The organism is Novosphingobium mathurense, from assembly GCF_900168325.1.
Taxonomy (GTDB): Bacteria; Pseudomonadota; Alphaproteobacteria; order Sphingomonadales; family Sphingomonadaceae; genus Novosphingobium; species Novosphingobium mathurense.
This window is the reverse complement of the sequence record NZ_FVZE01000002.1, coordinates 155445-170191: the sequence shown is the minus strand read 5'-3', so window position 1 is coordinate 170191 and position 14747 is coordinate 155445. Positions and strand designations below refer to the sequence as shown.

The 14747-nt window shown below is 64.9% G+C and carries 10 protein-coding genes; 5 read left to right on the top strand and 5 right to left on the bottom strand.

Annotated elements, in window-relative coordinates; genetic code table 11:
* Nucleotides 1-217: 217 nt before the first annotated feature.
* Together gltB and B5483_RS07625 are read left to right on the top strand one after the other, a co-directional pair.
* Entirely contained in the window at nt 218-4858 is a 4641-nt protein-coding gene (gltB, locus tag B5483_RS07630; RefSeq protein ID WP_079729985.1) for a glutamate synthase large subunit, read from the top strand.
* A 20-nt stretch (nt 4859-4878) separates the two neighbouring features.
* Nucleotides 4879-6312 carry a glutamate synthase subunit beta gene (locus B5483_RS07625; protein WP_079729984.1) on the top strand — a complete coding sequence of 478 codons (1434 nt, stop codon included), beginning with the start codon at nt 4879-4881 and terminating at the stop codon, nt 6310-6312.
* Nucleotides 6313-6454: 142 nt separating this feature from the next.
* Here the strand turns inward: B5483_RS07625 and B5483_RS07620 are convergent, their stop codons facing one another.
* On the bottom strand, nt 6455-7144 hold the full coding sequence (locus B5483_RS07620; RefSeq protein ID WP_079729983.1) for a uracil-DNA glycosylase: 690 nt from the start codon (nt 7142-7144) through the stop codon (nt 6455-6457).
* A 92-nt stretch (nt 7145-7236) separates the two neighbouring features.
* Here B5483_RS07620 and B5483_RS07615 point away from each other — a divergent pair, with 92 nt between their 5' ends.
* The 3 genes from B5483_RS07615 to B5483_RS07605 are packed head-to-tail and all read left to right on the top strand — an operon-like array spanning nt 7237 to nt 9038.
* Nucleotides 7237-7860, top strand: a complete 624-nt coding sequence (locus tag B5483_RS07615) for a ribonuclease D (protein ID WP_079729982.1) — start codon at nt 7237-7239, stop codon at nt 7858-7860.
* A gap of 6 nt (nt 7861-7866) precedes the next feature.
* A complete protein-coding gene (gene lptC / locus B5483_RS07610; protein ID WP_054946535.1) occupies nt 7867-8514 on the top strand; it encodes an LPS export ABC transporter periplasmic protein LptC in 648 nt (215 codons plus the stop codon).
* Nucleotides 8511-9038, top strand: coding sequence for an LptA/OstA family protein (locus B5483_RS07605; RefSeq protein WP_054946534.1), 528 nt, complete (start codon nt 8511-8513; stop codon nt 9036-9038). The genes lptC and B5483_RS07605 overlap by 4 nt, the downstream gene beginning before the upstream one ends.
* Nucleotides 9039-9130: 92 nt before the next feature.
* Here the strand turns inward: B5483_RS07605 and B5483_RS07600 are convergent, their stop codons facing one another.
* The 4 genes from B5483_RS07600 to leuS all read right to left on the bottom strand — a co-directional run bounded on the left by B5483_RS07600 (nt 9131) and on the right by leuS (nt 14736).
* Nucleotides 9131-10528 (bottom strand): sugar transferase, encoded by a 1398-nt coding sequence (locus tag B5483_RS07600; protein ID WP_054946533.1) that lies wholly within the window; start codon nt 10526-10528, stop codon nt 9131-9133.
* Nucleotides 10529-10682: 154 nt separating this feature from the next.
* A complete protein-coding gene (gene holA / locus B5483_RS07595) occupies nt 10683-11726 on the bottom strand; it encodes a DNA polymerase III subunit delta (protein ID WP_054946532.1) in 1044 nt (347 codons plus the stop codon).
* The gene (lptE, locus tag B5483_RS07590) at nt 11723-12220 is read right to left on the bottom strand and encodes an LPS assembly lipoprotein LptE (protein WP_054946531.1); all 498 of its coding nucleotides are present in this window, start codon (nt 12218-12220) and stop codon (nt 11723-11725) included. Before lptE ends, holA begins: the two co-directional genes overlap by 4 nt.
* Nucleotides 12217-14736: a leucine--tRNA ligase gene (gene leuS, locus B5483_RS07585; protein WP_079729981.1), complete on the bottom strand. Its 2520-nt coding sequence runs from the start codon at nt 14734-14736 to the stop codon at nt 12217-12219. Before leuS ends, lptE begins: the two co-directional genes overlap by 4 nt.
* Nucleotides 14737-14747 lie beyond the last annotated feature (11 nt).

Genomic DNA, 14747 nt, shown 5'->3' with positions numbered 1-14747 from the left:
GCCGGGGCGGGGCTTCGATAATAAAATGCCCCTTTTTCCAGCATAGTCGGCACCATTACTGCGCCGAAATGCGCCTTCGCGGTTGCAAAACCGGCGTTCAATCGTCATGGGGATCGTGGGGTCACTATGCCGCGTGCTGGATAGTGCGCGATTCGCGTGCGCTGGTCGTGCGCGGCTGTGCAGGCCCCGGCAAAAATGACAGGATGGATTAATATCGATGGGATTTCCTAAGCCCCAGGGCCTTTACGATGCGCGAAACGAACACGACTCCTGCGGTGTGGGCTTCGTCGCCCATATTAAAGGACAGAAAAGCCACGCAATCATTACCCAGGCGCTTGAAATCCTGAAAAACATCGACCACCGCGGTGCGGTGGGCGCGGATCCGCTCCTGGGCGACGGCGCGGGCATTCTGACCCAGCTGCCCGACCAGCTGTTCCGCAAGTGGGCCAAGGGCGCGGGCGTCGAACTGCCCGAAGCCGGCGACTATGCGGTTGCCATGTGCTTCCTTCCGCAGGACGAAGCCTCGCGCGATTTCGTCGTCTCCACCTTCGAGAAGTTCATCAAGAAGGAAGGCCAGACCCTGATCGGCTGGCGCGACGTCCCGGTTTCGCTGGACGGCCTCGGCAAGACGGTCATCGAATCGATGCCGGTGATCCGCCAGTGCTTCGTCGGCCGCGGCGAGAACTGCGCCGACCAGGACGCCTTCGAGCGCAAGCTGCTCGCGATCCGCAAGCAGACCCAGAACCCGCTCGCGGCGCTGGCCGAAAAGCATGACCTGCCCGGCCTGACCGAGCTTTACATGCCTAGCTTCTCGAGCCGCACGATCGTCTACAAGGGCCTGCTGCTCGCGACCCAGGTCGGCTCGTTCTACGACGACCTGCGCGATCCGGACTTCGTCTCCGCGCTCGGCCTCGTGCACCAGCGCTTCTCGACCAACACCTTCCCGAGCTGGAAGCTGGCGCACCCGTTCCGCTTCATGGCGCACAACGGCGAGATCAACACCGTTCGCGGCAACGTGAACTGGATGAACGCCCGCCGCCGCACCATGGAATCCGAGCTGCTCGGCGCCGACCTCGACAAGATGTGGCCGCTGATCCCGCACGGCCAGTCGGACACCGCGTGCCTCGACAACGCCTTCGAACTGCTGCTCGCCGGCGGTTACTCGCTCAGCCACGCGATGATGATGCTCATCCCCGAGGCATGGGCCGGCAACCCGCTGATGGACGGCGAACGCCGCGCGTTCTACGAATATCACGCCGCGCTGATGGAGCCCTGGGACGGCCCGGCCGCCGTGGCCTTTACCGATGGCCGCCAGATCGGCGCCACGCTCGATCGTAACGGCCTGCGCCCGGCGCGCTTCCTGGTCACCGACGACGACCTGTGCGTCATGGCTTCGGAAAGCGGCGTGCTTCCGATCAAGGAAGACAACATCGTGCGCAAGTGGCGTCTCCAGCCCGGCAGGATGCTCCTCATCGACTTCGAAGAGGGCCGCATCATCGAGGACGAGGAAATCAAGACGCAGCTGGCCAACGAAGAGCCCTACCAGAAGTGGCTCGACCAGGCGCAGTACATGCTCAAGGACCTCGACGTGATCGAGGAAGAGCTGGACCCGCTGCCGGCTCCGGACACCACGCTGCTCGATCGCCAGCAGTCCTTCGGCTACACCCAGGAAGACACCAACCGCTTCCTCGAGCCGATGGCCGTCAATGCCGACGATCCGATCGGTTCGATGGGCACCGACACGCCGATCCCGGTGCTGTCGAACAAGTCGCGCCTGCTCTACGACTACTTCAAGCAGAACTTCGCGCAGGTCACCAACCCGCCGATCGACCCGATCCGCGAGGAACTGGTGATGAGCCTGGTCTCGATGATCGGCCCGCGCCCGAACCTGCTCGGTCATGACGCCGGCACGCACAAGCGCCTGGAAGTCAGCCAGCCGATCCTGACCGACGTGGACATCGCCAAGATCCGCTCGGTCGAGGCCGCGCTGGACGGCGCCTTCCGCACCGCCACCATCGACATGACCTGGGACGCCGAGGCCGGCGCCGCGGGTCTCGAGATGGCGATCAAGGAAATGTGCTGGGCCGCGACCGAAGCGGTGCTGGCGGACAAGAACATCCTGATCCTGTCCGACCGCGCCCAGGGCCCCGACCGCATTCCGATGCCGGCCCTGCTGGCGACCGCTGCCGTCCACCATCACCTCGTCCGCCAGGGCCTGCGCATGCAGACCGGCCTGGTCGTCGAGACCGGTGAAGCACGCGAAGTGCACCACTTCTGCGTCCTTGCCGGCTACGGCGCCGAGGCGATCAACCCCTACGTCGCGTTCGAAACGATCGAGGACATCCGCGTTCGCAAGAACCTGCCGGTTTCCGCCGAGGAAGCGCGCAAGAACTACATCAAGGCCATCGGCAAGGGCATCCGCAAGGTCATGTCCAAGATGGGCATCTCGACCTACCAGTCGTACTGCGGCGCGCAGATCTTCGACGCCGTCGGCCTGTCGACCGAATTCGTCGAGAAGTACTTCACCGGTACTGCCACCACCATCGAGGGCGCGGGCCTGCTCGGAATCGCGGAAGAGGCGGTTCGCCGTCATGCCGCGGCCTTCGGCGAGAACCCGATCTACGCCAACATGCTCGACGTCGGCGGCATCTACGGTTCGCGCATCCGTGGCGAGGAACACGCCTGGACCTCGACCAACATCGGTTCGCTGCAGCACGCCGTGCGCGGCAACGTGCCGGAAAAGTACAAGGAATTCGCGCAGAGCATCAACGACCAGTCGACCCGGATGCTCACCATCCGCGGCCTGATGGAGTTCGTGCCCGCCGAAACCCCGATATCGATCGACGAGGTCGAACCGGCCAGCGAAATCGTCAAGCGTTTCGCCACCGGCGCGATGAGCTACGGCTCGATCTCGTGGGAGGCGCACACCACGCTGGCGCTCGCCATGAACCGCATCGGCGCGAAGTCGAACACCGGTGAAGGCGGCGAGGATCCCAAGCGCTTCAAGCCCCTGCCCAACGGCGACACCATGCGTTCGTCGATCAAGCAGGTCGCATCGGGCCGCTTCGGCGTCACCACCGAGTATCTCGTCAACGCCGACGACATCCAGATCAAGATGGCCCAGGGCGCCAAGCCCGGCGAGGGCGGCCAGCTGCCCGGCCACAAGGTCGACAAGGTCATCGGCAAGACCCGTCACTCGACTCCGGGCGTCGGCCTCATCTCGCCGCCGCCGCACCACGACATCTACTCGATCGAAGACCTCGCGCAGCTCATTCACGATCTCAAGAACGTGAACCCGACTTCGCGCGTTTCGGTCAAGCTGGTGTCCGAAGTGGGCGTCGGCACGGTCGCAGCGGGCGTTTCCAAGGCGCGCGCAGATCACGTGACCATCTCGGGCTACGAGGGCGGCACCGGCGCTTCGCCGCTGACGTCTCTTACCCATGCGGGTTCGCCCTGGGAAATCGGCCTTGCCGAAACCCAGCAGACCCTGCTGCTCAACAACCTGCGCAGCCGCATCGCGGTGCAGGCCGACGGCGGCCTGCGCACCGGTCGTGACGTTGCCGTCGCCGCCCTGCTCGGCGCCGACGAGTTCGGCTTCGCCACCGCACCGCTGATCGCGGCCGGCTGCATCATGATGCGCAAGTGCCACCTCAACACCTGCCCGGTCGGCGTCGCCACCCAGGACCCGGTCCTGCGCGCCCGCTTCACCGGCCAGCCCGAGCACGTGGTCAACTACTTTTTCTTCGTTGCCGAAGAGCTGCGCGCGATCATGGCCGAACTGGGCTTCCGCACGGTTGCCGAAATGGTCGGCCGCGTCGACAAGCTCAACATGAAGAAGGCCATCTCGCACTGGAAGGCCAAGGGCGTCGACCTCAGCCGCATTCTCTACCAGGCCCCGCTGGGCGACAGCCCCTCGCTCAACTGGAGCGAGACGCAGGACCACGGGCTCGAGAACGCGCTGGACAACGTCCTCATCGAAGCTTCGGCCGATGCACTCGAGAAGCGCGAAGCCGTCCGCATCGAAAAGCCGATCATCAACGTCAACCGCACGGTCGGCGCGATGCTCTCGGGCGAAGTGGCCAAGCGCTACGGCCATGAAGGCCTGCCCGACAACACGATCAACGTGAAGCTCACCGGCGTTGCCGGCCAGAGCTTCGGCGCCTGGCTTGCCCACGGCGTCACGCTCGACCTGACCGGCGATGCCAACGACTACGTCGGCAAGGGCCTGTCGGGCGGCCGCGTGATCGTGCGTCAGCCCTCCCACGTCGATCGCGATCCGCTGAACAACATCATCGTCGGCAATACCGTGCTCTACGGCGCGATTTCCGGCGAGGCGTTCTTCAACGGCGTCGGCGGCGAACGTTTCGCAGTCCGCAACTCGGGCGCGATCGCGGTCGTCGAAGGCTGCGGCGACCACGGCTGCGAGTACATGACCGGCGGCGTCGTGATGGTTCTCGGCAAGACCGGCCGCAACTTCGCGGCGGGCATGTCGGGCGGCATCGCCTACGTCTTCGACGAGGACGGCATGTTCGACAAGCTGTGCAACACGGCGATGGTCGACCTGCAGAAGATCTCTGCGGACGCTGACGAGGAAGAAGGCACCGGCCGTCCGCAACAGCGCACCAACGGCGTCAACGACCTCGGCATGGGCGACATGCTGCGCCACGACGCCGAACGCATCCGAGTCCTGCTTGAACGTCACCACCTGCACACCGGCTCGAAGCGGGCCCGTGCGCTGCTCGACGACTGGGCCAACACGCTTGGCAAGTTCGTCAAGGTGATGCCGCGCGACTATGCGCGTGCACTCAAGCAACTCGAGGCCGAGCGGCAGGAAGCCGCTTCGGTTGCCGCGGAATAATTCACGAGGATATTGCGAAAATGGGTAAGGAAACCGGCTTCCTCGAGCTCGACCGTCAGGATCGCACTTACGGCGATGCTTCGGAGCGACTGAAGAACTACAAGGAATTCGTCATTCCGCTTCCGGCGGAAACCCTCAAGGCACAGGCGTCGCGCTGCATGAACTGCGGCATCCCGCACTGCCACACGGGTTGTCCCGTCAACAACATCATCCCGGACTGGAACCACCTGGTCTACGAGGACGACTACCGCAACGCGCTGGAAGTCCTCCACTCGACCAACAACTTTCCGGAATTCACCGGCCGCATCTGCCCCGCTCCGTGCGAGGCAGCCTGCACGCTGAACATCGTCGACCAGCCGGTCACCATCAAGTCGATCGAATGCGCGATCGTCGACAAGGGCTGGGCCGAAGGCTGGATCACGCCGAAGATCCCGGCGAAGCGCACCGGCAAGTCGGTTGCCGTCGTCGGTTCGGGCCCGGCGGGTCTGGCCTGCGCGCAGCAGCTGGCCCGCGCCGGCCACTCGGTCACCGTGTTCGAGAAGAACGACCGCGTCGGCGGGCTGATGCGTTACGGCATCCCCGACTTCAAGATGGAGAAGCACCTCATCAATCGCCGCGCGGCGCAGATGGAAGCCGAAGGCGTGGAGTTCAAGACTTCCGTCGAGGTGGGTGTCTCGGTCTCGGTAAACTCGCTCAAGGAAAACTACGACGCCGTCGTCTTCGCGGGCGGCGCCGAAGAAGCACGCCGTCTCGACATTCCGGGTTCGGAACTGCCGAGCGTGCGCCTGGCCATGGAATTCCTGACCCAGCAGAACAAGCGCAATGCCGGTGACGACGAACTTCGCGCCGCACCGCGCGGCTCGCTGACGGCGACCGGCAAGCACGTCATCGTCATCGGCGGCGGCGACACCGGCTCCGACTGCGTGGGCACCTCGAACCGCCAGGGCGCCCTTTCGGTCACCCAGCTCGAGATCATGCCCAAGCCGCCGGTCCATGAGGACAAGGCGATGAGCTGGCCGAACTGGCCGCTCAAGCTGCGCACCTCCTCGAGCCACGAGGAAGGCTGCGAGCGCGACTGGGCCGTGCTGACCAAGCGCGTCATCGGCGACAACGACGTCAATGCGCTCGAATGCGTCCGCGTCGAGTGGAAGGACGGCAAGATGCACGAGGTGCCGGGCAGCGAGTTCACGCTCAAGGCCGACCTCATCCTGCTGGCCATGGGCTTCACCGGCCCGCGCAAGGCCGGCATGCTGGATCAGGCCGCCGTCGAGCTCGACCCGCGCGGCAACGTCAAGGCCGACACCGAGAAGTACCAGACCAGCGATGAGAAGATCTTCACCTGCGGCGACATGCGCCGTGGCCAGTCTCTTGTGGTCTGGGCGATCCGCGAGGGCCGCCAGTGCGCCCGCTCGGTCGACGAAATGCTGATGGGCGCGAGCGAACTGCCGCGCTGATCCTGACCGGACCGAAAACAAGAAAGGGGCGTGCCGTAAGGCGCGCCCCTTTTCCGTTGGCTCTACAGGCCACGCCATCCACCGACAGGCTCAGGCGAGCGAAACGAATGGCAATAGCGGGTCGGACGCGGAAGCTTAACGCCTACCAGTCGATCCTCCCGCGGCCGTTCCCGGCCAGGAAGGCATTGGCGCGGCTGAAGTGACGGCAGCCGAAGAACCCGGAATGGGCCGACAGCGGGCTGGGATGCGGCGCCGTCAGGACGAGATGATGGCTCGAAGCCAGCCCGGGAACCCGCATCGCCTTTTTCTGCGCGTGATTGCCCCAGAGCAGGAAGACGCAAGGATCGCTCTTGGCGGCAACGGCGGCAACGGCGGCATCGGTGATCGCTTCCCAGCCCTTTTTCTGGTGCGATCCGGCCTGCCCTTCCTGCACGGTCAGGGCGTTGTTGAGCAGCAGCACGCCCTGACGGGCCCAATGCTCCAGATTGCCGTGCCCGGGCGCTGTGACGCCGCAGTCGGCCGCCAGTTCCTTGTAGATGTTGACCAGCGAAGGCGGCACCCGCACGCCCTCGGGCACCGAGAAAGCCAGGCCATGGGCCTGACCCGCGCCGTGATAGGGGTCCTGGCCGAGGATCACGACCTTCACCTCGTCCAGCGGCGTCAGTTCGAGCGCCCGCAGGCGATGATCGCGCGGGGGATAGATTCGCTTGCCCGCCTCTTCCTCGGCTCTCAGCCACTCAGCCAACTGTCTGGATTCGCGCGATTCGAGCAATTCGCCCAGTGCCGGCTGCCATGCCGGGGGCACCGACTGCGCGGCTGCTGTTGCATTCATGCCCGTTCGTCCTCCGAAAGCGCCACGGAGCCGCCCTTCGCGAACAGCGCCCATTGCGAAACACCGGCCCAGTCCCTAAGCATTTTCGGACCATGGCTGTCTATCTCCACGAAGAAGATCTCCCCGAAGGCGTCCTCGCCCCGGGCCCCGTCGCCGTCGATACCGAGACGATGGGCCTCATAACCCCGCGCGACCGCCTCTGCGTGGTCCAGATCTCCGATGGCAAGGGCGACGAGCATCTCGTCCGCTTCGGCCCCGGCAGCTCATTCGACGCGCCCAACCTCAAGGCTGTCCTTGCCGATCCGGCGCGACTCAAGCTCTACCATTTCGCGCGCTTCGACCTTGCCGCGATCGAACATTACCTGGGCGTGATGGCCGCGCCGGTGTTCTGCACCAAGATCGCCAGCAAACTGGTCCGCACCTACACCGATCGCCATGGCCTCAAGGACCTCGTGCGCGAACTGCTGGGCAAGGAAGTGTCGAAGCAGCAGCAGTCGAGCGACTGGGGGGCGCCCGAGTTGAGCGACGCGCAGAAGGACTATGCGGCCTCGGACGTGCGCTACCTGCACGCCATGCACGAAATTCTCGTCGAGCGCCTTGCCCGCGAGAAGCGGACCGAAATCGCGCAGGCCTGTTTCGACTTCCTGCCGGCGCGCGCGCGCCTCGACCTTGCCGGCTGGCCCGACCACGACATCTTCAGCCACCAGGCCGCCTGATCGACCATGTCGGTCGAAGCCACCCAGATCCGCAACCGACGACGGCACTTCGCTGCGCCGGGCGGTTCGCATGACCGGCTGGTCGGCTTCCTCGCCAAGGCCCTGCCGGCAGGGATCGGCGTGGTTGCCGCCATCATGATTCTCATGCCCCTGTCGCCGCGCGGCGAGATCAGCTTCCTGCTCGACCGCAACAAGGTGGCCGTGACCAAGGAGCGTATCCGCGTGGCCGACGCAGCCTATCGCGGCCTCGACGATCGCGGCCGGGCTTTCGTGGTCACTGCCGGAAGCGCGGTGCAGAAGTCGGCGAGCGTGCCGGTCGTGCAGATGCTGGACCTCGTGGCACAGCTCAATCTCAGCGACGGCCCGGGCAAGATCGATGCACCGCGCGGCGCGTACGATTACGATACCGAGACGATCAACGTCGAGGGACCGGTCAATTTCGCCGCGGCGGACGGCTATCGCATGGTGACGAACAACGTCGCCATCGACGTCAAGGACCGCAAGGCCATCGGCACAGGCGGCGTCGAAGGTAAAGTGCCCACCGGCACTTTCTCGGCGCAGACGATGAAGGCCGATTTCAACGAACGTACAGTCACGCTTGAAGGCAATGCCCGGCTGCGGATGACGCCCGGCAAGCTTAGGATACCGCAATGAACCGTCGCAGCCTGCGCCCTTTCACCACCCGCATGGCGATGCGCGCCGCGATCGCCCTGCCCCTGCTGGCAGGCACGAGCCTGATCGCCACGCAGCAGCTTGGCGCGCAAGTCTTCCCCGGACACGACACCAATGCGCCGGTCGACTATGCCGCTGACCGCATCGAGCTGCAGGACAAGCAGAACCGCGTCGTGCTGACCGGCAATGTCGACATCAAGCAGACCGACCTGCGTCTGCGCGCCGCACGCACCGTCGTCAATTTCACCAATGCCGATGAGCTCAAGCTGCAGCGGATCACCGCCAGCGGCGGAGTGACCGTGACACGCGGCAACGAAGTGGCGACCGGCGACACTGCAATCTACGACTTCAACAAGCGCATCATCACGATGATCGGCAATGCCTCGCTCAAGCGCGATTCCGACACCCTGCGCGGCGGACGCTTCGTGATCGACCTGAAGAGCGGGGTATCCTCGGCTTCCGGCGGCCGCGTCTCGGGCACTTTCAGCGTTCCCAAGCAAAACTGACGGACTTCGGGGGCGAACAGGCTCCGTAACGCCGTACTACAGGATCGTCATACCTTGGCCGCAAGGATGCGCCGAGGCGCGTTCCCATGCGCTCAGAACGCGCGGTCGTGTACCAGGACGCGCAGGGTCAGGAACAGGATCTTGATGTCGCGACCGATGGTCCAGCCCTCGAGATACTCGAGGTCGGACTGGAGGCGCTTCACGAGGTCGTTCTCGTGATCGGTAGCCCCACGATAGCCGCGCACCTGCGCCAGGCCGCTGAGACCGGGCTTGAGGCTGTGACGCTGCCAGTAACGGCGATCCACTTCCCAGAACAGTTTCTGGCCTGCCAGCGAGCCGGTGGCGTGCGGACGCGGCCCGACGAGGCTCATGTCGCCGAGCAGCACGTTGAACAGCTGCGGCAGCTCATCGAGGCTGGTGGAACGAATGAACTTGCCGACCGGGGTGATCCGTTTGTCGTCACGGGAGGCCGAGACATTGCCGTCGCTGTCGCACAACGCCGTCGTCATGCTGCGGAACTTGTACATGTTGAAGAAGCAGTTGCCCCGCCCCATCCGCTTCTGGATGAACAGAATCGGGCCACCGTCCTGCAGCTTTATGGCCAGCGCGATGACGATAAGCAGCGGCGATAGAGCGAGGATCGCCGCACCGGCAAAGGCCATGTCGAACAGGCGCTTGATCGCACGCTGGCGCAGGCCGAGCGGCCCCGCCGAGACCATGAGCAACCCATGTTTGCCGATCGTCCGGGCGCCCTGGGCACCGAGCCGGGCGACCTGATCGTCCAGCACTTCACCTTCCACATTGGCGCCCTTGAGGATCATCGCCCAGTCGAGGCGGCGGTCCGAAGGACAACTCACGACCACCCGGTCGATGTTGCGCAGGACCAGGCCGACGCGATCAAGATCGTGCGGATCGTTGAGATTGGGACGCAGGCCCATGCCAGCCGCGGAAATGCGGATCGCATTGCGCATCTGCACCTGCGGTCCGCCATCATCGATGATCAGTTCGTTGATCACGCTGGGACCGCAGCGCCACGCCACGAAACTGCGCATCTGCAGACGCAGCCACGCAATCAGCGCCATGGCCAGGATCGCGCCGCCATTGAACGTCACGCGAGAGAAATCGGCCGTCGAACTTGTCAGGAACTGTACGAAGACCACGACGGCAACGGCGATGACGAATGCCAGCTCCGTCCGCATGATTCCCGACCAGCCGGAGCGCAGTGCGTCGATCGAATATGCACCGTTGTAGAATGCAATCGTCAGGAAAATAGGGAAGATCAGGGACCCATATAGGAACGAGTCCTCCAAGCCCTTCGTCGCCATGTACAACTGGCCTGCGATGGCGAAGCCCAGAAAAACGGCGATTACGTCGCTGATGAGAAGGGCCAGATAACATTGAAGTCGGCGACGGACGAGCGACGGCGCGACGAGGAGCTCGTCAAATTCCTGGCCTTTAATGAACTCGCCCGTCGTGAACGGCGCATTCATCTGTTCCGCACTCCTCGAATCCAACTGCACAATGCCTGCTTTCCTCACAGGTCGCGGGCATCGATTGCGGTCGACGCGATGCTGCACTGCAAAAGGTATAGGAGCTTAAAAACGAGGCATGCAATTGGAAAAGCGGATTAAGTCCAAACGTTCCCTATGTCCGCTGCTTTACTGTCAGACAGGCAATTCTAGCTATTTCGAGTAGTCCCTCAGCCAAAAGGAGTTCCGCGTCCTGGCTGTTCGCCAACAGGGACTGATGCATTGCAACAAGCTTGGCGGCCAGCCGCTCGATTCGCGGACCGCGCCAGATGCGCAATTGCTCGTTGAGCGCGGGCTGATCCTTCCAGAAGATCCGGCGCGCGCCCGCTTCGGCCTTGAGCAGTCCGGCAACGTCGCCGCCGCGACCCAGCTTCGCGTTCAGCGCGGCCAGCTGCGCGGTCCGGCGCTCGAAGGCGAGCAGCAGGCCGACCGGGTTCATCCCCAGTTCGCGCATCCGCTTCAGTTCGCTGGCAACCGCATTGCGGCGCCCGCCGAGAACCGTATCGACCAGCGGCGAAAAGTCGTCATCCTCGGTCTGCGCGCCCACCGCGTCGAGGTCGGCGGCGGAAACCGGCCGCGGCGTCTCCGGCGAGGCATCGAGATAGAGGGCCAGCTTCTCCACTTCGGAGCGGGCGATCCGGCTGTCAAGGCCGGCACCGCGGGCGATCCGCTCGGCCAGTTCGCCACCCATCTTGAGGCCGGCACCATTGGCCATCGTGCGCACCGCGCTCGTGATCGCCCCCAGATCGGGCGGATAGAACATCGCCACAAGGGCATCGTCGCGGTTGATCAGGAGCTTGGCGGTGCGCGACTTGTCGGTCGCCCCGGTGGCGACGATCACGACCGGGCAGGACTCGATGTCGTCCTCGATAAGGTTGCGCACGGCGTCATGGGCCTCGTCGCCCTGGGCGCGCACCCAGATGTGACGGGTTCCACCGAACAGCGAATTGGAGCGGGCTTCGTCGCCCAATCGCACCGGGTCCCTGCGCAGTTCGGCGCCCGGAAGCTCGATCCGCTCACCCGGATCCGCCAGTAGCGAAACCAGCTTGTGCGCCGCGTCGAGCGCGCCGGATTCGTCCGGGCCGCAGAAGAAGGAAACGCGCGCATCGCGAGCCGCGCGTGAGGCGATCCCGGCGAAGTCTTTCTGCGTTGCCTTCACTGGCTCGTATCGCCGCGCAGACGCAGCGCGACATTGGTGACGATCCGGTTGGCGACATCCTTGGCGAGGTTCTCCAGCGCCGCCTGCTCGGCCGCGATCGTCGCATAGTCCGACGAGACTACGTCGATACCCGCATCCGAACCGGCGGTCGCGTCAAGAACGATCTCGTCGCTGTTCAGGTCGACGAGCTGGTAGCGGGCCCGCAGCGTGCGACGTTCGCGCCCGACGGTATCGTCGGACAGCAGCGCGAAGCCTTCCAGCTTGTCATCGAGCCGGACATCGAGGCGATAGCGCGGCGTCGTGCCGGCCTGCCCCTTGCCCAGCTGGTCGACGAGAGCATTGCGCACGAGCCAACCCGCGCGCCCCTCTATCGCGGCCACCTGGATATCGGACAGGCCGCGCGCCACCGCGCCGCTGCCGCCACCGGCGTACATCGGCTGAAGGCCGCAGCCGGCGAGCATCAGCGCTCCGAAAAGGGCCAGGGCGCGCTTCACGCGACGAGGTTCACCAGTCGGTCGGGCACGACGATCACTTTCCTCACCTCGGCACCATCGAGGGCACGCTGCACTTTCTCGCTGGCGAGAGCAAGCGCCTCGAGTTCTTCCTTCGCGGTGCCCTTGGCGACGGTGATGGTGTCGCGCAGCTTGCCCTTTACCTGGATCGCGACGGTCACTTCGTCCTCGACCAGCAGCGCCGGATCGACTTCGGGCCAGTCGGCTTCGGCCACGAGACCCTGACCGAAGGCAGCGTAAGCTTCTTCGGCAAGGTGCGGCATCATCGGTGCAACGAGCAGCAGGACCTTGCGGATCGCTTCCGAGCGGCTGGCGGAGGGCTTTGCCTTCTCGATTACGCCGGTCAGTTCGTAGATGCGCGCGACGGCCTTGTTGAAGCCGAGCGATTCGATGTCCTGCGCGACGGCGGCAACGGTCTGGTGCGCCTTGCGGTCGACCGCCTTGTCCTCGCCCTCGGCCGAAGCGTCGTACTGGCCGAACAGACGCCACAGGCGCTGCACGAAGCGCGCGCAGCCCTCGATGCCCGCTTCCGACCAGGGAAGGTCGCGTTCGGGCGGGCTGTCGGACAGCATGAACCAGCGGATCGCGTCGGCGCCGTAAGTCGCGACGATCTCATCGGGATCGACGACGTTCTTCTTCGACTTCGACATCTTGATGACGCGGCCGATCTCCACCGGCGCGCCATCGGCCTTGAGCGTCGCGCCCTCGGCGGTGCGTTCAACGTCGCCGGGGGCGAAGTAGATCGGCTGGCCGTTTTCCGGGTTCTTGCGCTCGTAGGTCTCATGCGTGACCATGCCCTGCGTGAACAGGCTGGCGAAGGGCTCCGTCACCTCGACCTTGCCGATGCGGGCCAGTGCGCGGGTCCAGAAGCGGGCATAGAGCAAGTGCAGGATCGCATGCTCGATGCCGCCGATGTACTGCTCGACCGGCAGCCATTCGGCGATCTTCGCCGGATCGAACGGCCTGTCGCCGGGCTGGCTGGCGAAGCGCAGGAAGTACCAGGAGCTGTCGACGAACGTGTCGAGGGTGTCGGTCTCGCGCCGGGCAGGCTTGCCGCACTGCGGGCAGTCGACATGCTTCCAGGTCGGATGACGGACCAGCGGATTGCCCGGGGTCGAGAAGTCGACATCCTCGGGCAGGGTCACCGGCAGGTGCTTCTTGGGCACCGGAACGACGCCGCAGACTTCGCAGTGAATGAACGGGATCGGCGTGCCCCAGTAGCGCTGGCGCGAAACGCCCCAGTCGCGCAGACGCCAGACCGTCTTGCCTTCGCCCCAGCCGCCGCTTTCGGCGCGGGCGATGACGTCCGCCTTGGCCGCGGCAACGCTCATGCCATTAAGGAAGTCGGAATTGACGATGACGCCGTCGCCGCTCTCGGCTTCGCCGTCGAAGGGCCTGTCGGCCTCTTCCAGGCTCGCCGCAACGACGCGCGGGATCGGCAGGCCGTACTTGGTCGCGAACTCGAAGTCGCGCTGGTCGTGCCCCGGCACGGCCATAACCGCGCCGGTGCCGTAATCCATCAGCACGAAGTTGGCGATGAACACCGGAAGCTCCGCGCCCGTGAACGGGTGCCTTGCCGTGATGCCGGTATCGAAACCCAGCTTTTCGGCGGTCTCCAGTTCGGCTGCGGTCGTCCCGCCCTGCTTGCACAGGGCGATGAAGTCCTGGACTTCCTGGTTGCCTGCAGCGACGCCCTGCGCGATCGGGTGATCGGCGGCGACCGCGACGAAGCTGGCACCGAAAATGGTATCAGGGCGGGTCGAATAGACTTCGACCGTGCCACCGTCGGACAGCTCGAAGCGGAACTGCAGGCCCTGGCTTTTGCCGATCCAGTTTTCCTGCATCGTGCGGACCTTTTCGGGCCACTTGTCGAGGCTGGAGAGCCCTTCGAGCAGTTCGTCGGCGAAGTCGGTGATCTTGAGGAACCACTGGTTGAGCTTGCGCTTCTCGACCAGCGCGCCCGAACGCCAGCCGCGCCCGTCGATGACCTGCTCGTTGGCGAGCACGGTCTGGTCGACCGGATCCCAGTTCACCGCCGATTCCTTGCGGTAGACGAGGCCGTGTTCGTACAGGTCGAGGAACAGCGCCTGCTCATGGCCGTAGTATTCCGGCTCGCAGGTGGCGATCTCGCGGCTCCAGTCGAGCGCGAAGCCCAGCCGCTTGAGCTGCGCCTTCATGTTGGCGATGTTCTCGCGCGTCCAGCCGCCGGGATGCACGCCCTTTTCCATGGCTGCATTCTCGGCCGGCATCCCGAAGGCATCCCAGCCCATCGGGTGCAGCACTTCGTGCCCGGTCATCCGCTTGTAGCGCGCCAGCACGTCGCCCATCGTGTAGTTGCGCACGTGGCCGATGTGGATGCGTCCCGAGGGATAGGGGAACATCTCAAGGACGTAGCTGCGGGGCTTGGACGAGGTGTCGTCCGCCCTGAAACACTGGGCTTCGTCCCACGCAGCCTGCCAGCGGGTATCCGCCTGAGCCGGATCGAACCGCTCACTCATGTCTGTCTAGT

Excerpts from the sequence above, each read along its gene's own strand:
- gltB (WP_079729985.1), top strand. The coding sequence starts at position 218 with ATGGGATTTCCTAAGCCCCAGGGCCTTTACGATGCGCGAAACGAACAC.
- B5483_RS07625 (WP_079729984.1), top strand. The coding sequence starts at position 4,879 with ATGGGTAAGGAAACCGGCTTCCTCGAGCTCGACCGTCAGGATCGCACT.
- B5483_RS07620 (WP_079729983.1), bottom strand. The coding sequence starts at position 7,144 with ATGAATGCAACAGCAGCCGCGCAGTCGGTGCCCCCGGCATGGCAGCCG.
- B5483_RS07615 (WP_079729982.1), top strand. The coding sequence starts at position 7,237 with ATGGCTGTCTATCTCCACGAAGAAGATCTCCCCGAAGGCGTCCTCGCC.
- lptC (WP_054946535.1), top strand. The coding sequence starts at position 7,867 with ATGTCGGTCGAAGCCACCCAGATCCGCAACCGACGACGGCACTTCGCT.
- B5483_RS07605 (WP_054946534.1), top strand. The coding sequence starts at position 8,511 with ATGAACCGTCGCAGCCTGCGCCCTTTCACCACCCGCATGGCGATGCGC.
- B5483_RS07600 (WP_054946533.1), bottom strand. The coding sequence starts at position 10,528 with ATGAATGCGCCGTTCACGACGGGCGAGTTCATTAAAGGCCAGGAATTT.
- leuS (WP_079729981.1), bottom strand. The coding sequence starts at position 14,736 with ATGAGTGAGCGGTTCGATCCGGCTCAGGCGGATACCCGCTGGCAGGCT.